15 protein-coding genes are annotated in these 21,438 nt (G+C 35.6%); 12 read left to right on the forward strand and 3 right to left on the reverse strand.

Translation table 11 applies throughout. The features are described from left to right. Positions 1–202: 202 nt before the first annotated feature. The 5 genes from AB1278_RS01000 to AB1278_RS01020 all read left to right on the forward strand — a co-directional run bounded on the left by AB1278_RS01000 (position 203) and on the right by AB1278_RS01020 (position 8,182). Complete coding sequence (locus AB1278_RS01000) at positions 203–2,650, forward strand: bifunctional UDP-N-acetylmuramoyl-tripeptide:D-alanyl-D-alanine ligase/alanine racemase (RefSeq protein ID WP_202842154.1); 2,448 nt, start codon at positions 203–205, stop codon at positions 2,648–2,650. 2 nt (positions 2,651–2,652) lie between these two features. Next, entirely contained in the window at positions 2,653–4,812 is a 2,160-nt protein-coding gene (locus AB1278_RS01005; protein ID WP_110008959.1) for a patatin-like phospholipase family protein, read from the forward strand. 5 nt (positions 4,813–4,817) lie between these two features. Then, on the forward strand, positions 4,818–5,237 hold the full coding sequence (gene ybeY / locus AB1278_RS01010) for an rRNA maturation RNase YbeY (protein ID WP_429811837.1): 420 nt from the start codon (positions 4,818–4,820) through the stop codon (positions 5,235–5,237). Between the two features lie 147 nt (positions 5,238–5,384). Then, complete coding sequence (mnmG, locus tag AB1278_RS01015) at positions 5,385–7,247, forward strand: tRNA uridine-5-carboxymethylaminomethyl(34) synthesis enzyme MnmG (RefSeq protein ID WP_429811840.1); 1,863 nt, start codon at positions 5,385–5,387, stop codon at positions 7,245–7,247. 113 nt (positions 7,248–7,360) lie between these two features. After that, complete coding sequence (locus AB1278_RS01020) at positions 7,361–8,182, forward strand: class I SAM-dependent methyltransferase (RefSeq protein ID WP_429811843.1); 822 nt, start codon at positions 7,361–7,363, stop codon at positions 8,180–8,182. A 1,346-nt stretch (positions 8,183–9,528) separates the two neighbouring features. Here AB1278_RS01020 and AB1278_RS01025 read toward each other — a convergent pair. After that, positions 9,529–10,719: a phosphoglycerate kinase gene (locus AB1278_RS01025; protein WP_429811846.1), complete on the reverse strand. Its 1,191-nt coding sequence runs from the start codon at positions 10,717–10,719 to the stop codon at positions 9,529–9,531. Between the two features lie 644 nt (positions 10,720–11,363). Between AB1278_RS01025 and rpiB the strand changes: the two genes are divergently transcribed. The 7 genes from rpiB to tsaB all read left to right on the forward strand — a co-directional run bounded on the left by rpiB (position 11,364) and on the right by tsaB (position 18,152). After that, positions 11,364–11,798 carry a ribose 5-phosphate isomerase B gene (gene rpiB / locus AB1278_RS01030; RefSeq protein WP_330744755.1) on the forward strand — a complete coding sequence of 145 codons (435 nt, stop codon included), beginning with the start codon at positions 11,364–11,366 and terminating at the stop codon, positions 11,796–11,798. Between the two features lie 340 nt (positions 11,799–12,138). Then, positions 12,139–14,292 carry a ribonuclease R gene (rnr, locus tag AB1278_RS01035; protein WP_429811850.1) on the forward strand — a complete coding sequence of 718 codons (2,154 nt, stop codon included), beginning with the start codon at positions 12,139–12,141 and terminating at the stop codon, positions 14,290–14,292. 253 nt (positions 14,293–14,545) lie between these two features. Then, the gene (locus AB1278_RS01040) at positions 14,546–15,232 is read left to right on the forward strand and encodes a LysE family translocator (RefSeq protein ID WP_202842164.1); all 687 of its coding nucleotides are present in this window, start codon (positions 14,546–14,548) and stop codon (positions 15,230–15,232) included. Next, positions 15,229–16,158: a S66 peptidase family protein gene (locus AB1278_RS01045; protein ID WP_202842166.1), complete on the forward strand. Its 930-nt coding sequence runs from the start codon at positions 15,229–15,231 to the stop codon at positions 16,156–16,158. The genes AB1278_RS01040 and AB1278_RS01045 overlap by 4 nt, the downstream gene beginning before the upstream one ends. Before the next feature lie 42 nt (positions 16,159–16,200). Then, positions 16,201–16,572, forward strand: coding sequence for a YraN family protein (locus AB1278_RS01050; RefSeq protein ID WP_343643426.1), 372 nt, complete (start codon positions 16,201–16,203; stop codon positions 16,570–16,572). An 82-nt stretch (positions 16,573–16,654) separates the two neighbouring features. Next, on the forward strand, positions 16,655–17,404 hold the full coding sequence (locus AB1278_RS01055; RefSeq protein ID WP_429811855.1) for an SDR family NAD(P)-dependent oxidoreductase: 750 nt from the start codon (positions 16,655–16,657) through the stop codon (positions 17,402–17,404). Positions 17,405–17,471: 67 nt separating this feature from the next. Beyond that, a complete protein-coding gene (tsaB, locus tag AB1278_RS01060; RefSeq protein ID WP_429811858.1) occupies positions 17,472–18,152 on the forward strand; it encodes a tRNA (adenosine(37)-N6)-threonylcarbamoyltransferase complex dimerization subunit type 1 TsaB in 681 nt (226 codons plus the stop codon). A 17-nt stretch (positions 18,153–18,169) separates the two neighbouring features. On the opposite strand, the gene AB1278_RS01065 is transcribed toward tsaB, so the two are convergent. Together AB1278_RS01065 and AB1278_RS01070 are read right to left on the reverse strand one after the other, a co-directional pair. Then, the gene (locus AB1278_RS01065; RefSeq protein ID WP_343643423.1) at positions 18,170–20,725 is read right to left on the reverse strand and encodes a tetratricopeptide repeat protein; all 2,556 of its coding nucleotides are present in this window, start codon (positions 20,723–20,725) and stop codon (positions 18,170–18,172) included. Between the two features lie 148 nt (positions 20,726–20,873). After that, the gene (locus AB1278_RS01070) at positions 20,874–21,437 is read right to left on the reverse strand and encodes a Maf family protein (protein ID WP_202842176.1); all 564 of its coding nucleotides are present in this window, start codon (positions 21,435–21,437) and stop codon (positions 20,874–20,876) included. Between the last annotated feature and the right edge of the window lies 1 nt (position 21,438).

The following is a 21,438-nucleotide window of genomic DNA, read 5'->3' on the forward strand; positions in this document are numbered from 1 at the left end:
CGGATAAAGCAGACGACGAAATCACTAAATTGTAAAACTGTTTGCTATAAACCGTAAAATATATTCACTAATATAAAATGAAAAGCGAAAAAGCTACACTGTAAAATATTTAAAAAGGAAAAACCGGATGATGTCATAAATCTTAGCCCTTTTACTATTTTACCTTTTTGCCGTTTCGCTAAAAAAAGCAGAAAGGGTACCAATGAATTATACAGTACAACACATTGCAGAGATCACCAATTCACAGTTCATTGGTGACGGAAGTTTATTGATCAAAAATATAGCATACGACAGCAGGATTATTTATTCTATCAAGAATACAGCTTTCATTGCGATCAATACTCACAAAAATTCCGGTGAAAAATTTATTGAGTCTGCAATGGACAAGGGAATCAATGTCATTATTTCTGAACATCATTATCCGGCGTTTGAAAATATAACCTGGATCATTGTTGAAAATTCTGTAGAGTTTCTTCAAAAGTTAGCAAAGTATCATTTTGAACATTCTCATTTACAATCCATCGGGATTACGGGAAGTAATGGTAAAACTATATTAAAAGAATGGCTCTATCAATGTCTGTGGAATGAATTTCCTACAGTGAAAAGCCCTAAGAGTTTTAATTCCCAGATCGGCCTTCCGCTGTCTCTTCTTCAAATCAACAATTCTCATCAACTGGGAATTTTTGAAGTGGGAATTTCAAAACCGCATGAAATGGAAAAACTTGAAAATATTTTCCACCCTCAGATCGGACTGCTCACGCATATCGGAACTGCTCACGCGGCCAACTTTTCTTCCGAGGAAGAATTGATTAATGAAAAAATTATTCTTTTCAAAAATTCTGAAGTGATCATTTATAATGGAGATAATTTTTTGGTTGATCAAAAAATTAAAAAATCCTATTCTGATAAAAAATTAATTTCTTACGGTTTTAAAAAAGAGAATCAGGTTTTCATCAAAAACAATATTTCCAAAGATGAAAACATCATTGTTGAATATTTGGGTGAAGAAATCAGTTTTCCTGCACATCAGAGAGACGAAGCTACATTAACCAATGCTATGGCGCTTATCTCCGTGCTTAAGGAACTGAATATCGAAAATAAAAAGATCGTTGAAAAAATCAACCTTTTAAAAGCCGTTGAAATGAGGCTTGAAGCCATTGAAGGAATTAAAGGCAATATTATCATCAATGATTCTTTTAATCTTGACCTCGACTCTTTGAAGACTGCCCTGCAGTTTTTGAATGAATACAACAAATCTAAAAAATCACTGGTCTTAACAGATATTGTAGGAGTAAACTCCAACGCCAAAGAATTATATGAAGAAGTTTCTGAACTGGTGAATGAGCAAAATTTTGACTCTGTCTTCTTAATTGGTGATGAAATATCAAACTTTAGTGAATTATTTAAAACTAAAACATATACTTTTATTGATACTAAAGAGCTCATTGAAAGCAAACATCTTACTGAAATAGAAAATCAGATTATTCTGCTCAAAGGAGCCAGAAAATTTGAGATCGAAAAACTGAAAGATATTCTTGAACTCAGAAAGCATGATACGGTATTGGAAGTAAACCTTAATGCAATTCTTCACAATATCAACTATCATAAATCATTGCTGAAACCGGGAACTAAAATGATGGCAATGGTGAAAGCCAACGCTTACGGGCTGGGAAGCTTTGAAGTATCAGAATTTCTTCAGCATCATCATATAGATTATCTTGGGGTAGCCTATGCAGATGAAGGTGTAGAGCTCAGAAAAAAAGGAATCACTACTCCTATTATTGTGATGAATCCCGAACAGCACAGTTATCAGACAATTATTGAATACAACCTTGAACCTGAAATCTACAGTTTCAGAGTTTTGGAATTATTCTATGAAGCGGTTCAGAAATCCGGATATGATAAGAAGTATCCAATCCATATCAAGTTGGAAACGGGAATGCACCGTCTTGGTTTTAAAGACTTTGAGCTGGATCAATTAAACGAAACTTTAAGCCATAAAAATGTAAAGGTTCAAAGTATGTTCAGTCATCTATCTTCTTCTGATATGCCTGAAGAAAAAGAATTCACTTTAAAACAACTGGAGGTTTTCGAAAAAAATTCCAGCTATCTTATTGAAAAATTAGGCTACACTCCTATACGCCACATCCTGAATTCAGCAGGAATCACAAGCTATAAAGATCATCAGCATGACATGGTAAGAATTGGTATCGGAATGCTTGGAGAATCTGCAGATCCTGAAATTCAGAAACAATTACGATCTGTGGTAAGCTTTAAAACCGTAATTTCACAGATATCAACCGTTGAAAATGGTGAATCTGTAGGCTACAGCAGAAGATATAAAGCAGATCATCCTACAAGAATTGCAACGATTCCTGTAGGATATGCAGACGGAATTCCAAGACTGATCGGAAATCAGGTAGGAAATGTCGGAATTAATAAAACACTGGCACCCATCGTTGGAAATATCTGCATGGATATGATGATGATTAATGTAGACCATATTCCCAACGTAAAAGAAGGTGATACCGTAACTGTTTTCAACGCCAAACCAAGCTTAAAAGAATTCGCAGGATACTGCAAAACGATAACCTATGAAGTATTAACCTCCATTTCCCCGCGGGTGAAACGGATTTATATAAAAGATTAACTATGAGAAAACTCCTGATTCTGCTTTTCATATTCCCACTGTTATTGATCCATTCTCAGGTAAAAAAAAATCTGGTAATTCCGAAGAATCCAAAAATAGGCCTGTCTCTGGCCGGTGGCGGAGCCAAAGGATTTTCACATGTTGGAGTTCTTAAAGTGCTGGATTCATTGGGAGTGAAAGTGGATTACATTTCCGGAACGAGTATGGGAGCCATCGTAGGCGGATTGTACGCCGCAGGCTATTCCGGAAAAGAAATAGAAAAAATAGTCATGGATACGGATTTCTATTCTCTGATTATGGATCCGAAGTCCCGGCAGGAAGCAAGCTTTTTCAACAAATCCGTAGACAAATATCTTTTATCCATTCCGCTTAAAAACGGAAAAATTACACTTCCCTCTTCCATCAGCACCGGCCAGAGAAACGTTTATCTTCTGAAAGAACTTTTCAAAAACGTTTCCAATATTGAAGACTTTTCTAAAATGCCTATCCCATTCCTATGTGTTGCCACCAATCTTGAAAGCGGAAATATGCAGATTTTTGAAAAAGGAGATCTCGTACAGTCTATTATGGCAAGTTCTGCGTTTCCTTCTTTAATGGATCCCGTAAAAATTGGTGACAGCATTTATATAGACGGAGCAATGACGGTAAACTATCCGTCAAAGCCTCTAAAGGACAAAGGAATTGACATCGTCATTGGTGTGGACCTTAATCAGGATCTTTCTAAAAGAGAAGATTTAAACAATATTATAGCCATTCTGAACCAGGTCATAGATTTCGGTATCAAAAGAGATACCCGAAGACAATACAGATATACAGATATCAATATTAAACCCAATCTGAAAGGAATGTCTGCTACAAGCTACGATGATAAAAAGAAAATTCTCGACAGCGGATATGTGGAAGGTATGAAATATTCCCAGGTATTAGACCAACTGCCAAAGAGATCATTTGACCGTCTCAGACAACAGGTGAACCCTATATATTCCAATGTTTATAAAATAGACAGTATTTCCATTGAAGGAAGCAAAATTTATGGTAAAAACTACACGCTGGGAAAAATGGGATTACGCCTTCCCTCTTTGCAGACCTATGGAAGCATTAATAAAATGATAGATAAACTGGTTGCTACCAACAACTACAAATTTATCAATTATGATATCGTTCAGGAGAATGACGCCAATTATCTGAAGCTTTACGTAACTGAAGATGATGCCCGTCATTTTTTAAAATTCGGATTGCATTATGACGAAGTTTTTAAAACGGGACTTCTTTTGAATTATTCTGCAAAAAGGCTTTTATTCAAAAATTCAAACCTTTCGGTTGATCTCGTTGTAGGAGACCGTCTCAGATATTACCTTAATTATTTTGTAGATAACGGATACATTCCGGGAGTTGGGCTCTATTCATCAGGAATGAGCTTTGATATAAAGAATGTAGATAATTATGTAGTAGACCGCTGGGAATGGATCAGAAATGAAGCTTATATACAGTCGACCTGGAAGGATAAATTTGCCATTGGCGGCGGTATTAGCCACGATTATTTTAAAGCAGAAAACAGCAATGGAGATAACAGGCGATACAGCCGTTTTCTGAACCCTTATGTTTTTATTAAGACCGACACTCAGGATGATAAGGAATTCCCTACAAAAGGGGTTTATTTTGCAGCAGAAGGAAAGGTTGTAGATCTTTTAAAGTCTGAAGTTGATAAAAGAATCATTCAGATCAAAGCGGACCTTAAGCTTAATATTCCGCTTAGCAAACAATTCAGCTATCGTCTCAATCTGTTTGGAGGAGTTACTATCGGTGAAAACCTTCCAGGCTATTACCAATACAGATTAGGCGGAATTTTTGAGCAGAATCTCATCAATTTTAAAAGCTTTGGTGGATTTTATTTCGCCCAGTTGTATACAAACAATGTAATACTGGCATCTAATGATATCCAGTTTAAGTTTAATAAAAACTATTTTATCAGCGGAAACTTTACCTTTGCCAACTTATCAAACGATATCAAGTTTGAGGATGCAGTTAAAGTAAATTATAGCTCACTGGGAATTACAGCTGGTTACAAATCTCCTTTCGGGCAGATAAAAGTAAACTTCAGCCACTCCCTAAAAAATAACCAAAAAGGTATATTCAGTGTTATTTTAGGACACTGGTTTTAAAAAAAATGATACAGTTCTTTTACGAAAACTTACCAGAGTCGGTAAGTACAGATTACAAAAAATGGCTGGAAGATCTTATTCTTTCAGAAGGAAAAAAATTAGGAGAAATCAATTACATTTTCTGTGATGACGAATATCTTCTTAAGATCAATCAGGATTATTTGCAGCATGATTATTATACAGATATCATCACTTTTGATTATGTAAAAGGTAAGACAATAAGCGCTGAGATTTTCGTATCTTTGCAGCGCATTTATGATAACGCCTCTACCCTTTCCCGAGATTATGAAGAAGAATTAAGAAGGGTTTTAGCCCACGGTATTTTACACCTTGCAGGCTATAAAGATAAGACGGAAGAGGAAGAAAAAGAGATGCGGAGAATGGAAGATCTGTACCTGGATAAATACAGGGATTTAAAGTTTTAAAATTGAAGAATCACTTAAAGTCCCACATCTAAAGTACTCTATTCTAGCAACAATATAAGTTTACCTAGAGTACATTCTCCAAAAATGTTTCACGTGAAACATTGGTTATAAAGATAAGGTTTAAAGCTTAAAACAAGCGAGATAAAAATGATTTCAGAAATATATGATGTAATAGTAGTAGGTGCAGGACACGCAGGTTGTGAGGCAGCAGCCGCAGCAGCTAACCTAGGTTCAAAAACACTGCTTATTACAATGAATATGCAGACCATCGGACAGATGAGTTGCAACCCGGCAATGGGCGGAATCGCAAAAGGACAGATCGTAAGAGAGATTGATGCAATGGGAGGATATTCCGGAATTGTGGCAGACAAATCTGCGATCCAATTCAAAATGCTGAATCTTTCAAAAGGTCCTGCGATGTGGTCTCCGAGAACCCAAAATGACAGAATGCTTTTTGCCGAAGAATGGCGTTTAGCATTAGAGAATACTCCCAATCTTGATTTCTTTCAGGATATGGTGAAACAACTGATTGTTGAAAATAATAAAGTAGCCGGAGTGGTTACTTCTTTAGGAATTGAGATTAAAGCAAAATCTGTAGTTCTTACAAACGGAACTTTTCTTAACGGATTAATCCATGTTGGAGATAAACAATTAGGAGGAGGAAGAATGGGTGAACCAAGAGCTTTTGGAATTACAGAACAACTGGTCACTTTAGGTTTTGAGGCAGGAAGAATGAAAACCGGTACTCCACCGAGAGTAGACGGAAGAAGTTTGGATTATTCAAAAATGGAAGAACAGAAAGGAGATGAAAATCCTCAAAAGTTCAGCTATCTTGATACACCAAAACTCACCAAACAACTAAGCTGTCATATCGTATATACTAATGAAACGGTACACGATATTTTAAGAGAAGGCTTTGACAGAAGTCCAATGTTTAATGGAACGATTCAAAGTTTAGGCCCAAGATACTGTCCAAGCATTGAAGATAAAATTAACCGTTTCGCAGAAAGAAACAGACACCAGCTTTTCGTAGAACCGGAAGGATGGAAAACTGTGGAAATTTATGTCAACGGATTCAGTTCTTCTCTCCCGGAAGATGTACAGATCAAAGCGATGAAACATATACCAGGATTTGAAAATGTAAAAGTTTTCCGTCCGGGTTACGCTATTGAATATGATTACTTCCCTCCTACCCAATTGAAACATACGCTGGAAACTAAATTAATAGATAATTTATATTTCGCAGGACAGATCAATGGAACAACCGGATACGAAGAAGCAGCCGGCCAGGGATTAATTGCCGGAATCAATGCACATAATAAAGTACATGAAAAGGGAGATTTTATCCTAAACAGAGATGAAGCTTATATTGGAGTATTGATTGATGACCTAATTACAAAGGGAACTGAAGAACCTTACAGAATGTTTACTTCCCGTGCAGAATACAGACTCCTTTTAAGACAGGATAATGCCGATATCAGATTAACAGAAAAAGCATATCAGCTAGGACTGGCAAAAGAAGACAGATTAAGACGCGTCGAAACTAAAGTATCTGAAAGTCAATCACTTGAAGAATTCCTTCGAGAAACTTCTTTAAAACCAGGTATTATTAACCCTGTCCTGGAATCTATTGAAAGCAGCCCAGTAGACCAAGCTTACAGAGCAGCTCAAATCCTAACCAGACCTAATATGACATTAGAAAAACTGGATGAAATTGATTTTATTAAAGAAGTTTCTACCCAATATAATGATGAAGTAAGAGAGCAGGCAGAGATCAATATTAAGTATAAAGGATATATTGAGAAAGAAAAAGAAAACGTTGCAAAGCTGAATCGTCTGGAAAATATTAAAATTCCTGAAGATTTCGATTATACAAAGCTTTCCAGTCTTTCTGCAGAAGCAAAACAGAAGATGTCTAATGTACGTCCGAAGACTATTGCACAAGCTGGAAGAATAAGCGGAGTTTCCCCTGCTGATATTAATGTTTTATTGATTTACCTAGGGCGTTAAAAAAATGTTTCACGTGAAACATTAGAAAATAAAAACAAAAATTAAGGTATTTATAAGCGTAAAACACTTCTGAATATCTTAATTTTTTTATCATATAAAAGATATTTACTTCAATGAAAATAAAAGATCATTTTCTTTCACAGGAAATATTTGAAATTAAAGAAACAGAAACTAAAGGAGTTTTTAAAACTACTCCTATTCCATCCAATATTTCCAGATATTATGAAAGTGAAGATTATATTTCTCACCACCAGGATTCCGGAAGTTTAAAAGAGAAACTTTATAAATTTCTTCAGTCTTTTAATCTGCAGTATAAAAAAAATATACTGGTAGACAGAATAAAAAAAGGATCAAAAGTTTTGGACTATGGATGCGGCGCAGGAGAATTTGTAAAATATATTGAAAATGATTTTGAAACCTATGGATTTGAACCGGATTCTGATGCCAGAAAAGCAGCACAGGGAAAAATAACCAAGGCTTCTATTTTAGATGATATTACCAAAATTGAGGAAAATACCTTAGATGCTATTACACTATGGCATGTATTTGAGCACATCGAGAATCAGGACGAAATGCTTGCTGTTTTTCATCAAAAATTAAAAGAAAAAGGAATACTTGTTATTGCAGTTCCCAACCCTACTTCCTATGATGCAAAACATTATAAAGAATATTGGGCCGCTTATGATGTTCCAAGACATATCTATCATTTTTCAAAGAACGGTATGGAAAACCTGATTTCCAAAAATCCTGACTGGAAAATGAGAAAGATCAAACCTTTGGTTCTTGATTCATATTATATCTCTATGTTGAGCGAAAAATACAAAAAATCACCCTTATTTTGGCTAAAAGCAGTGATCTTTGGAACAATTTCCAACGTAAAGGCATTATTTTCGAATGAATTTTCAAGTTTGATATACATTATCGAAAAAAGATAGAAAATCGATTTTTGACCTATTTATGAAGGTCAATTTTCAGCAATTTTAAACTTAAAAACAAAAAACTCAGGATTTTTTCTTCTGAGTTTTATTTTTTTATATCTATTCAATCAATAATTTCTTTACCAACTTTAAATGCAATTTTTTAATCTGATTATCTTTATTAAAATTAACAGACCTATCCCCTACTCTATTTTTAAAATATTCAAAGAACAATCCAAAATCAATCTAAAGTTGAAAATCATGTCAGAATATTATACAATCTTTCTACGAGCATTAAAAGAGAAAAAAATATAAAAAAACAAATTATGAAAATAAAATTCCCCAAAAACAATAGTATTTCCTGCTAAAAATAAATCAGCATATAAATTCCCGAAAAAAAACAGAAAATCGATTTTAAAGGCATTTATGTAGGTCAATTTTTCAGCGTTTCAGGCAAAAATAAAAACCAGCAGTCAGACAAGACATTAATTTTTAAATTGATTCAAAAGATGCAGGAAATGAAAATAAGAACTGCCCTACCCTACACATCAAGAATAATGACAAAATATAAAAGTATCAGAAAACAATAAAGCGAGTTTGTAAAATTTTATCAGAAATTAATTCTTAAAAAAATTTCAATGCTAAAAGTATTTCAAAAAACTACCTAATTTTTTCTTACTATAAATAACATAAGAAAATCTGGTAATTGGTTCATTTTACAGTACTTAAGAAATAATCAAAGCTAAACCAAACCATTTAAAAAATAAAATAAATAAGCTTATTTATTGAAATTCAACAAAATACAGAGCATTCACACTTATATGAAATAAATTAGATGCAAAATAGTATTTTAAAATAACTATCAGAATCTTCTAAGCAAGAAAGAAAAAGTAAATCTACCCTATTTCAAAAATAAAAGCTATAAGTTCAGTCATTAGGTTACCTACACCTATGAAAAAACTACCTGAAAAATAAATATCAAAATAAAAAACGATCGAAACTGCTTTTAAAATAGAGATCTTCAACCATGCAAAATTTACCAGAAAATTGATAAATAAAATTCAATAATCTATCTACTATTTCAAAATTACAAAGCAAAAAAATGATCCAATGATCTCCAAAAATTCTGTTTAAAAAATAGAAAAAACACTAAAATTACGGAGATATAAAGGAAGATTCTGATAAGAAAAAATACTTTAAAAGCTTAAGCAGTTGAAAGAGAATTCAACTTAATCACATATAACTATAAGTTATATCTAAAATACAATGGAAATACCGATCGATAAAGGATTTTCTGTATATTCCGGAAATAAAAAAAGCCTGCTAATATAATTAGCAGGCTTTACAATATCTTGCTTTTTCTATTAATTATTGATTGCTGCTACCCCTGGTAACTCAAGTCCTTCAAGACTTTCAAGCATTGCTCCACCTCCGGTAGAAACATAGCTTACCTGATCGGCATATCCGAATTGCTTAACAAAAGCAACACTGTCACCTCCTCCAACTAAAGAGAAAGCACCAAGTCTTGTTGCTTCAGCAATACTCTCTCCTAAAGCAACTGTACCACCAGCAAAATTTGACATTTCAAAAACCCCGATAGGCCCGTTCCAAAGAATAGTCCTTGAATTCAACAATACATCATTAAACTGATCTCTCGATTTGTGACCCGCATCAAGTCCCATCCATCCTTCAGGGATTGCATAGATATCAGCTTCTTTTCTCTCCACATCATTACTAAAGCTTTCAGTAATGATAGCATCAGAAGGAAGATATACTTTTACTTTATGCTCTTTAGCTTTTCCTAAAATCTCAAGTGCCAAAGGAAGCTTATCTTCTTCTACAAGAGAATTACCAATTTTTCCTCCAAGTGCCTTAATAAAAGTAAATGCCATACCTCCACCAATGATCAGATTATCTACTGCAGGAAGAATATTTTCTATAATGGTAATTTTAGTTGAAACCTTAGAACCTCCTAAAATAGCTGTAACAGGTCTTTCCCCACTTTTCAATACTTTATCGATAGCCTGAAGCTCTTTAGCCATTAGCAAACCGAAATATTTAGTTGATGGAAAATACTGAGCGATTACTGCTGTGGAAGCATGAGCTCTGTGCGCTGTACCAAATGCATCATTTACATAAGCATCTCCTAACTTTGCAAGTTTCTCCGCAAATGCAGCATCCCCTTTTTCTTCTTCATTATGAAAACGTACATTTTCCAATAATAAGATTTCCCCAGGTTTTAAATCGGCAGCTGCCTGCTCTGCTTTCTCTCCGATACATTCATCCACAAACTTTACTTCCTGTCCTAAAACAGAAGAAACTTCGCCTACAATATGTTTAAGGGAAAATTCATCTTTAACCTCTCCCTTAGGTCTTCCAAGGTGTGTAATTAAGATGACAGAACCACCATCATTAAGGATCTTCTCCACTGTAGGTTTCACAGCAACAATTCTTGTATTGTCTGTCACTTTCAGTTGATCATCCTGCGGAACATTGAAGTCCACTCTTACCAGAGCCTTCTTATCTTTAAAATTAAGATCATTGATTGTTTTCATAAGTAGATTTATTTTTTGCTAAGCCCTATGAAACCGTCGTGCTCAAAATCCGTTTTAGCTTTCGGAAAAATCTCGCAAGAACAATTTCATAAATCTCATTGAATTTTTGTTTCACAAATGTAAGGTTTTAAACTTTTTCAACAGTTTGATTAAAATAAAAGTTTTCAAAAACTTTCCCCGAACCCAATCACCCATTAATCAACAATTTTTTCTCTTTAAAAAAAAAGAATAATGTAGTTGTTGTTGAGTGTTGTGAATTTCGGGGATAAGTTTTATGATAATAATTGATAACATTCAACTTGTATCCAATTCATATTTAACTCACAATATAAATTCCTGTAAACCCGCTATTTCAAACACTTATTAACAAATGTTGATAACTTTGAAATGAAGCCATTATTAGTTATTTTATTATGGAAAAATCTGGGGATAGCTGAAGAAAACATCTGGAAAGTTGTGGTAAAAATCTTCGGAAAGAATTTCTATTACGAAATAAATTGATCTTTAAAAATAGAAAGTTGAGAAAAGTTTTCCACAGTTATTCACATACCTTTTCACAATTAACTCAGGGTTTACTAACACGAATTGTTATTATTCTTACCTTTGTAAGGAAATAGAATCTAATAAAGCTTAATAAGAGTATTATGAAAAGAAAAATTGCGATCGCAGCAGACCATGCCGGCTATGAATATAAGGAGATTGTTAAGAACTACCTTTCAGAAAGGTTTGAAGTTCAGGATTTTGGAACGTTTTCCACAAACAGTGTGGATTATCCGGACTTTGTACACCCTGCTGCAACCTCTGTGGAAAACGGAGAAAATGAGCTGGGAATCCTGATCTGTGGAAGCGGAAACGGAGTTCAGATCACTGCGAACAAACACCAGAAAATAAGATGTGCTTTGTGCTGGATGCCGGAGATTGCAACACTGGCAAGACAGCATAATGATGCCAATATGATTTCAATACCGGCAAGATTCATAGCTAAAGAACTGGCGCTGGAAATTGTAGATCAATTTCTTTCAACAGACTTCGAAGGGGGAAGACACCAGAACAGAGTTGACAAAATTGCATTTTGCTAAATAAATAAAATAAGGCTTGTAAATCACTTTGCAAGCCTTATTTATTTTTTATTCGTACATTTGCAGTGTCCAATAGAAATTTATACTCTATTTTTCTCCAAAGCCTTTCTTATATTTGAAATATATTAATAGAAGGTTTTTCTCTTTTCTTCTCCAGAATTGTATTAAATTTATACAAAACTAAAGCTCCCGTTGTAAGTAAACTGAAAGATAATTTCTGATGATTTACGGAAAGATTCTAATGATGAAATTGAATGACCTTATACAAAGGAACGAATAAGGAAGATTTAGAAAAAGGTTTTATTTGAGATAAGACCAAAACAATTAAAAGAAAATTAAAATGCCAAAAAAAAGAAAATATATAAGTCATAAAAATGATTTAAAAATGATGGAGATCGGAAGAATGATCCTCCGTTTTATGAATGCAAATTCATCCAAAATTTATAATTATAAGCAGATCGCTGACGGAATAGATTACAAAAATCCAAGACAAAGAGAACTTGTGATCCAGGCACTGCATAAACTTCAGGGATCTGAAAAGATTAAAGAAGTAGAAAAGGGAAAGTATATTGTGAACCTGAAAATCGCAGGAACGCTTACTGGAACTATTGATTTCAACCAAAGTGGAAATGCTTATGTAAGTGTGGAAGGATTGGAAGATGATGTCTTCGTTCATTCCAAAAATGTGAAGGATGCGCTGCAGGGAGATAAGGTTCTTATTATAACTTATCATTATAAAGGAAAGAAGCTGGAAGGCTCTGTCCTGGAAGTTTTGGAGCGTACCAGAACAGAATTTGTAGGAACATTTCAGAAGGTTACCCACAAGGAATTTGGATTTGTGGTTTGTGATAAAAAAACAATCAACACAGATATCTTTATTCCGAAAGGAAAGTTCAACAATGCTGAAGATGGTGATAAGGTCATTGTAAAAATGACAGAATGGAGGCCGGGTGACAAAAATCCGGAAGGAGAAATCATTCAGGTGCTGGGTGCTCCGGGAGAACATGAAACGGAAATCCACTCTATTCTTGCAGAATATGGTCTTCCTTATGAGTTTCCACCGGAAGTAGAAGCAGACGCAGATAAAATCGACAGAAGCATCACAGATGAAGAAGTTGCAAAACGATGGGATATGCGTAGTATCTGTACGTTTACGATCGACCCTAAGGATGCGAAGGATTTTGATGATGCTTTATCCATAAGAAAGCTGGAAAACGGAAACTGGGAAATCGGGGTTCATATTGCAGACGTATCCCATTATGTAGTTCCGGGAACTATTCTGGATGATGAAGCTTATCAGAGAGCCACTTCGGTATATCTTGTTGACAGGGTTGTGCCGATGCTGCCGGAAGTATTGAGTAATGATGTCTGTTCACTTTGTCCCCATGAAGATAAATATACTTTTTCTGCAGTTTTCGAACTGAATGACAATGCAGAAATTCAAAAGCAGTGGTTCGGAAGAACGGTTATTCATTCAGACAGAAGATTTACTTATGAGGAAGCGCAGGAGCGTATCGAAACCGGACAGGGAGATCTGGCTGAAGAGATTAATACGCTTGATAAGCTGGCCAAAATAATGCGTCATGAACGTGTCAGAAAAGGAGCCATTACTTTTGACAGAAGTGAAGTAAGATTCAATCTTGATGAAAATAATGAGCCGGTTGGGGTTTACTTTAAAATCAGTAAAGATTCCAACCACCTGATCGAAGAATTCATGCTTTTAGCCAATAAAAAAGTATCAGAATTTGTATCCCTTTCAAGAAAAGGTGAGATCACCAATAATACATTTATTTACAGGGTACACGATGATCCGGATCCTGCAAAGCTGGAATCGTTGAGAGACTTCGTTGCTACTTTCGGATATAAAATGGATTTGGCCAATACCAAAAAAGTGGCTGCGTCTTTGAATAAACTTCTTCATGATGTAAAAGGAAAAGGGGAAGAAAATATGATTGAAACCCTTGCGATGAGAAGTATGAGTAAGGCGGTATACTCTACGGAACCAATCGGCCACTATGGTTTAGGTTTTGAGTATTACAGTCACTTCACCTCTCCTATCCGTCGTTATCCGGATTTGCTGGCACACCGTCTTCTTCAGCATTATCTGGACGGAGGGAAATCTCCAAACAGAGGTGAACTTGAAGAAAAAGCAAAACACTGCAGTGCTATGGAAAGACTGGCAGCTGATGCGGAAAGAGATTCCATCAAGTACATGCAGGTGAAATTCATGGAAAAACATCTGGGAGAAACATTCAGAGGAGTGATTTCCGGAGTGGCAGAGTTTGGTTTCTGGGTTGAAATTCCTGAGAATGGTGCTGAAGGTTTGATCAAGTTAAGAGACCTTGTGGATGATTCCTATATGTATGATGCGAAAACCCATGCTGTATACGGAATAAGACATGGAAATAAATACCAGCTTGGAGATGAAGTTCAGATTAAGGTGGTGAAAGCCAATCTGATTCAGAAGCAGCTTGACTTCCAGATTGTGAAGTAAAGAATTAAGTCTTTAAGAAGACTGTTGATAAAATTATAAAGGCTGATGTGTTACCAAACCGTCAGCCTTTTATTTTCTAAATGTAAAAAGTATGAAATGTACTCTCCTCTACTCTCCTATTTCTTAATAAAAAATTACATTAAACTCTTATTAATATCCACTTGATATATCACAACTTTATTGAATAATTAAATCATAAAGTCTAACTTTGTATTAAACGAAATGAATTTTATTCATTTTAAAATACTACTTAATGCTAGAACTTGTACTATCTGCCGTCATATTAGGATTTATGCTAAGCCTGGTTTTCATAGGACCTATTTTTTTCCTGCTTATTGAAACCAGCTTTTCCAGAGGCCCCAGACATGCCTTGTCTCTGGATCTTGGCGTCATTACAGCAGATTTATTATGCATTGTAGCAGCCTATTATGCCAGTACAGATATTGTAACGTTAATAGATAAACATCCGGGATTCTACAGGATCACTTCTATTCTTATTTTTGTCTACGGGATTGTGATGCTGGTGACCAAAACAAAAATGCATATGCCCGGCGAAGAAAGGATTATTGGACAGAATTATATTAAGACATTTTTCAATGGTTTTTTCTTTAACCTTCTCAATGTGGGAGTCATTCTTTTCTGGCTGGTAACGGTAATTTCCGTAAGGAATCAATATCCGGACACCAGCAGTTTTGTTTTATACATCAGCATAGTTCTGGCCACTTACCTTTCTATAGATCTTGCCAAGATATTTCTTGCCAAGCAGTTTCATGATAAATTAACACAAAAACTGGCCAACCAGATCAGAAGAGTTGTTGGCTGTATTCTCATTATCTTCAGTTTCTTTATTTTCCTGCAGAGTTTCAAAAAATTCAATCAGTTTGAAAGACAACTGGAGGAAGCAGAAAAGAAAGAAGTAAAATATCAAAAAGCAAAATGAAAAAAATGATCTTTCCAAAGTCTCTTAAAAAAGGAGACAAAATAGCTGTTATTTCCCCTGCAGGAGCTGTAGATGCCACTCAACTGGAAAAGGGAATAGAAATGATTAAAAGCAGAGGTTTTGAACCCGTTCCCGGAGAACATCTCTACACTAAATTTTCAAACGGATATAATTATGCCGGAACAGAAAAGGAAAGAGCAAAAGATATCAACTGGGCTTTTAACGATAAGGAAATAAAAGCTGTATGGGCTTCAAGAGGAGGCTATGGTTGCCAGCATCTTATTCAGCATCTGAAGCTGAAAAATTTCTCAGAAAACCCGAAATGGTATATTGGATATTCTGATAATACAGTTATCCAAAGTTATCTGATGAAAAAAGGTTTTGTTTCCATCCATGGACAAACCATCAAAACATCCAGCTTTGGAGTTACCGGAGAAAGTTATGATCTTATTTTCGATATCCTGAAAGGGGAAAAGCCAAAATACAGCCTTAAATCTCACCCATTCAATAAAAAGGGGAATATTCAGGGAGAACTGGTCGGAGGGAATTTAGCCCTTATCTATGCCCTTCTTGGAACCAAATATTCATTTGACTTTAAAGACAAGATTCTGTTTATTGAAGATATCGGGGAAAACTTCTATGCACTGGACCGTATGATCATGAGTCTGGAGCTGGCAGGTGTTTTCAATAAAATCAAAGGATTGATTGTTGGTGGAATGACCAATATGGGTGATGAAAAGGAAAATCAAAGCTATGATGAAAGTTTTGATGAGTTCGTTTATAAACTGATCTCAGACAGAATTTCAAAATATAAATTTCCCGTAGTGTTTGCTTTCCCGAATGGACATATTAAGGACAACAGACCCCTTTTAATTGGTGCCAACGTGAAAATGAAAGTGGATGCTAATGTAAAAATAGATTTTTAAGGCACCACTACTCTCCTATCTCCAAACTCTTAACTATACACTATGGCCCATCATAATGATTTTGGAAAAATAGCAGAGAATCTTGCTGCTGATTATCTTCAGAAAAATGGTTATACCATTAAGGCCAGAAACTTTCGTTTTAAGCAAAACGAAATTGATATCATTGCTGAAAAAGATAATCTGATTATTATCGTGGAAGTGAAAGCAAGATCCACCGATGCGTTCATCCTTCCTCAGGAAGCTGTAACCAAAACAAAGATAAAATCTATTGTTTCTGCAGCTAATCATTATCTGGAGGAATGTAATAACGATCAGGAAGCCAGGTTTGACATTATTTCTGTTCTTCCCGATGAAAACAAAAATTTAGTACTTGACCATATCAAAGATGCTTTTCAGTCTTTTGATGCGAATTAATATATCAATACAACAATGTTTGAATGTAACAGAATCATGACATTGATAGAGGAGTGCATTCGGACATTTAACAACCAATTTTATGAAGACAATATTAATCACCGGTGCAACTTCCGGTATAGGCAAAGCCACTGCAGAACTTCTTGCAAAGCAAGGAAACAGAATTATTATTTGTGGAAGGAGAAGTGAGGTGCTGGAATCTGTAAAAACAGAACTTTCCCAATACACCGAAACATTTAGTTTAATATTTGATGTAAGGAATCTTGAAGAAGTAGAAGCGGCCATTAATTCCCTTCCTGAGAACTGGAAAGATATTGATGTTCTGATTAATAATGCTGGCAATGCTCATGGGTTAGATCCTCTCTCTGCTGGTAAGACGGATGACTGGGATTCTATGATTGACGGAAATGTGAAGGGATTACTGTATGTTTCCAAAATGATTATTCCGGCGATGAAAACTAAAAATTTAGGTCATATTGTAAATATCAGTTCTGTAGCAGCAAGACAAACCTATGCGAATGGAGTAGTGTACTGTGCAACAAAGAAAGCAGTAGACGTTATTTCGGAAGGTATGAGACTGGAGCTTACCGAATTTGGAATCAAAGTAACCAATATCCAGCCGGGAGCTGTAGAAACCGATTTCTCTCTGGTAAGGTTCAAAGGCGATAGTGAAAAGGCTTCAACGGTGTATGCAGGCTATGATGCCCTGAAAGCAGAAGATATTGCTGATGCCATTGCTTACTGTGTAAATGCTCCGAAACACGTTACTATTTCAGATATGACTATCTATCCGAGTGCTCAGGCTGAGCCAAGAACGATTTATAGAAAATAGTCCAAAATAATGGAGTAAATTTGCAGAAAATTAAATGCAATTTTGCTGTTTAGCTTAAAATAAAAAAATGAAAATTCTATATCTGGAAACATCATCGAAAAACTGTTCAGTAGCCATATCAGATAATGAGAAGTTATTGTGCCTTTGTGAAGAAGTTTCTGAAAACTATAAACAGTCTGAAAGTCTTCACACTTATGTAGAGTGGGCATTGGAAGGAGCGGGGATAGCGCTTAAAGATATCGAAGCCGTTTCTTTAGGAAAAGGTCCCGGATCTTATACCGGCCTAAGAATCGGAGCAGCCTCAGCTAAAGGGTTTTGTTATGGACTCAGAGTTCCTTTGATAGCAGTGAATTCTCTTGAAAGCATGATAGAGCCTTTTTTAGGCGATAACTATGACTTCGTTATCCCTTTGATCGATGCAAGGAGAATGGAGGTTTATACGGCCGTTTATGACGGTAAAACAGGGGAGGAGTTATCCAATACCGAAGCCAAGATTCTGGATGAAACATCTTTTAAAGAATTTAAAGATAAAAAAGTTCTGTTTATAGGGGATGGCGCTAAAAAAGCAAAAGAGATCGTAAATCTTCCGGATGCAGTTTTTAATGAAAACGTTTATCCGTCTTCCCAATATCTGATCAGAAAAACGCTGGAGAAAATAGAAAATAAAGAATTTGAAGATATGGCTTATTTTGAGCCTTTCTATCTGAAGGACTTCCACGGAGTAAAGAAAAAGAAAAGCGAAGAATAAATCTTCGCTTTTTTATTTTATTGAGGTCTTGGCGGGATCTTGGAACCCGATTTTGTTTCGTTTGGCTGTTTAGGACTTTGCTGTGGAGCAGTATTCGTATTAATGTTCTGCATCGTATCCAGCTTCTGTACTTTTCCACTATTCATTTGTGGAACTCCCGTATTTTGGGTGTTAGGTTGTACAGGTGCTCCTGACGGTTGTTGAGGAATATTATTTCCTTTGTTGTCCGTTGCCTGGAAGCTGAGGTCACTTTTCAGATAATTCAGCATTTCTTTAGCTCTTATTCCTTCAGGTGTTTTGGAATAATTCAGGGCAATCTGTTCCAGCTGGAGAATCATAACTTCTTTTCCACTTGATTTTCCTGCATTGAACGCATTTAATAAATACAGCTTAGGAACCAGAGCATCTTTCGGAAACTTCTGAATCGTCTGATCTATAATATCTTTACTTTCCACAAATTTTTCTGATTCAAATAGCGCATATGCCTTCTTATATTCGTTTTCAACTTCTTCAGTTGATTTTACAAATGATTTATTTTTAGGATTTCTGGCAAATTCAGCGTAAGAAGTATAAGGATAATCAGCTAAGAGAATTTGTTTTGCTCTTTCAGAAGCCTGTGGATTTTTCTCATAATTCATGGCAAAAATCTCATACAATGCCTGTAACATCACTTTTTCTTCCGGTTTTACATCTACAAGATCATAAAGCGTTTTCGTAGCCAGTGGAGTATTGGTAAAATAATTCTGATACATAATTCCCAGACCTAGTGAAGCAGTGTCTCTGTCCTTTTTTAACTGAGATAATTTCCCCTGATCCGTAGGAATCTGTTCAATATAGTACGCAGGCTCAAAACGTCTTGGATTAGGCGCAGAAGTTACTCCCAACGCTTCATTTTTCATATCTTCAATAGAGGCCATTTTCTTGGAAGAACGCCAGTTATCGGCCAGGGCACGGTCTCCCCAGATCTGCTTAAATGAAGAGGTTCCTTTGCTTACCGTTCCTGAATTGCTGAAATAAAAACCTTTTGTAGTGACTCCAAAGTCTTCAAAAGAATTGCCGCTATTGGCAAAAATAGAATTGGCACTGTAATCTCCGGTATCAAAACCTTTACTTCTTTCTGCACGTCTTCTTTCCTGCTCCTCTTTCTCTTCTTTAATCTTTAATTTGGCAATATATTTTGTGAAATAATCTGTTTTCTGACTGTCATTCATCTTTGCCAGCGTAAGGATACTGTCATTCTTTTTGATCAGATAGTAGTTTTTGGAAATCTTTTTAATGTATTCAGACTGGTCTTTTAACAGTATTTTTGAAGGTTCATAAGTCATTACAGCAAGTGCAGAATCATAATAACTTCCGGCTCCGATATAATCATTCTTATCAAGATAGCTTTTTCCTATTTCATAATAAGCCAATCCACGGATCTGAGGATCAGAAACCTTTTCAAACAGTGATTTTCTGAAGAATTGCTGCGCTTCATCCTTTTTGCCTGCTTTATTGGCCATTAATCCTAAAGCGTAGTAAAATTCGTTCTTTCTGGAGCCATACATTCCCTTTTTACTGATTCCTTCCAGGTAATTTTTTGCTCCTGCATAATCACCTTTGCCGTTAAAAGTTTTGGCGATGGCAACCTGAGATTTTACTTCAAATTCGAAATCACTGGCATATTTATACGCTGCAGCATAGCTTTCTCTTGCTTTATCATTCTGATTCAGATTTTCCAGCACCTGACCTCTCAGATAAGCGATTCTGCTTTTCAGTTTTCTGTTTGTATTGAGCTCAAAAGCATTGTCAAGTTCCTTGGCAGCTTCTTCTTTCTTACCGGCATCAAGAAGAGATTCGGAATAGTAAATGCTCAGCAGTTTTGCATAACTTTTACTGATATCTTCACTTTTCAGTTTGGCAAATGTTTCATGCGCTCTGTGATAATCTTTGATTTGATCATAAGCAAGCCCCTGATAGATTCTTGCAAGTGCAATTCTCTTATCATCTTTCATACGGGTGAAGACATAATTGAGAGCATCCAGGGCCTCCAGAGATTTACCACGGTAAATTCTTGCCTGCGCAAGGATCATGTAGGCATCAAAAATCTGCTTGTTTTTCTCTTCACCATTTCTGGTTACAGAATATTTATTAATTGCTTTTAAAGCTTTAGCTTCTGCAATTTCCAGAGTAGTGGCTCCTTTATTCTCTTCTCCGTCAGGTCTTGAAGGACCGTTTCCCTGAGGTCCGCCGGGAATATTCGGAATTCCTGAATTGCCTCTTCCTGAAGGTCTGTTGGCTACTTCTGCCATCTTCATCGAATTTTCGGCAAAAGCCTCAGTCTGTCCAAGATCACTTCCTAAAGGCTGTTCTTCATAAGTCAGAATAGGAATGTAGGGAGCATAAAAGTTGTCCTTATGCCCTTTGTCTCTGGTGGTAAACTCACTGTTTAATGCATCTTTTGCATTAAATAATGTGTTATAATATGTGGAAAATCCTTTCAATACTCTTGATCGCTGCTCCGGCTTTTTGGTTTTGGTAGCACAGGAAGCAACAAGACATATGACTAAAAGGAATAATATATTCTTTTTCATTATTCAATATAACTCGCTAATCTGCTTTTTATTATCAGCAGTTTGATGATTTTGTAAAAATAATAAAATTTTATAATGAATAATATTTATATTTCTGGTAGAAATATTTTATTTCTTCTTTAATGGGAGTTTCGAACCTGATAATCTTTTAAATCAGAGAAGATTCTTTCAGTATTTTATAAACAAGATGGGTAGGGAGCCCCATAATGGTATAATAACTTCCGGTAAGACTTGTGATCTTTGCCATTCCCAGCCATTCCTGAACACCATAGCTTCCGGCTTTGTCGAAAGGCTTATAGTTCTGAATATAATAGTTTATTTCATCATCCGAAAGCTTGTCCAGAGTAACATCAGCCACATCGGTTTCAGTGATCGATTTTCCGGCGGTTTTGATGGTAATTCCCGTATACACCTGATGCGTTCTTCCTGAAAGGTTTTGAAGCATTTTAAAGGCATCCGCTTCATCTTTAGGTTTACCAAGGATCTGATTGTCGATAGCAACTACCGTATCGGCAGTCAGAAGTACTTCACCCGCTTCAAGTTTTCTAAAGGCTGAAGCTTTTAAATCAGAAAGATAAGCTGCAGCATCTTCTATTTTGATGTTTTCCGGAATAATTTCTTCACAGTCTATTTTTACAACTTCAAATTCAAAGCCTAAACTCGAAAGAAGTTCTTTTCTTCTTGGGGATTGTGATGCTAAAAGTAATTTCATA

The sequence above is a fragment of the Chryseobacterium sp. NRRL B-14798 genome (assembly GCF_050470705.1).
GTDB lineage: Bacteria > Bacteroidota > Bacteroidia > Flavobacteriales > Weeksellaceae > Chryseobacterium > Chryseobacterium cupriresistens.

What these genes read in the sequence shown, in the direction of transcription:
- AB1278_RS01000 (WP_202842154.1), top strand. Translation starts at nt 203, where the DNA reads ATGAATTATACAGTACAACACATTGCAGAGATCACCAATTCACAGTTC.
- AB1278_RS01005 (WP_110008959.1), top strand. Translation starts at nt 2,653, where the DNA reads ATGAGAAAACTCCTGATTCTGCTTTTCATATTCCCACTGTTATTGATC.
- ybeY (WP_429811837.1), top strand. Translation starts at nt 4,818, where the DNA reads ATGATACAGTTCTTTTACGAAAACTTACCAGAGTCGGTAAGTACAGAT.
- mnmG (WP_429811840.1), top strand. Translation starts at nt 5,385, where the DNA reads ATGATTTCAGAAATATATGATGTAATAGTAGTAGGTGCAGGACACGCA.
- AB1278_RS01020 (WP_429811843.1), top strand. Translation starts at nt 7,361, where the DNA reads ATGAAAATAAAAGATCATTTTCTTTCACAGGAAATATTTGAAATTAAA.
- AB1278_RS01025 (WP_429811846.1), bottom strand. Translation starts at nt 10,719, where the DNA reads ATGAAAACAATCAATGATCTTAATTTTAAAGATAAGAAGGCTCTGGTA.
- rpiB (WP_330744755.1), top strand. Translation starts at nt 11,364, where the DNA reads ATGAAAAGAAAAATTGCGATCGCAGCAGACCATGCCGGCTATGAATAT.
- rnr (WP_429811850.1), top strand. Translation starts at nt 12,139, where the DNA reads ATGCCAAAAAAAAGAAAATATATAAGTCATAAAAATGATTTAAAAATG.
- AB1278_RS01040 (WP_202842164.1), top strand. Translation starts at nt 14,546, where the DNA reads ATGCTAGAACTTGTACTATCTGCCGTCATATTAGGATTTATGCTAAGC.
- AB1278_RS01045 (WP_202842166.1), top strand. Translation starts at nt 15,229, where the DNA reads ATGAAAAAAATGATCTTTCCAAAGTCTCTTAAAAAAGGAGACAAAATA.
- AB1278_RS01050 (WP_343643426.1), top strand. Translation starts at nt 16,201, where the DNA reads ATGGCCCATCATAATGATTTTGGAAAAATAGCAGAGAATCTTGCTGCT.
- AB1278_RS01055 (WP_429811855.1), top strand. Translation starts at nt 16,655, where the DNA reads ATGAAGACAATATTAATCACCGGTGCAACTTCCGGTATAGGCAAAGCC.
- tsaB (WP_429811858.1), top strand. Translation starts at nt 17,472, where the DNA reads ATGAAAATTCTATATCTGGAAACATCATCGAAAAACTGTTCAGTAGCC.
- AB1278_RS01065 (WP_343643423.1), bottom strand. Translation starts at nt 20,725, where the DNA reads ATGAAAAAGAATATATTATTCCTTTTAGTCATATGTCTTGTTGCTTCC.
- AB1278_RS01070 (WP_202842176.1), bottom strand. Translation starts at nt 21,437, where the DNA reads ATGAAATTACTTTTAGCATCACAATCCCCAAGAAGAAAAGAACTTCTT.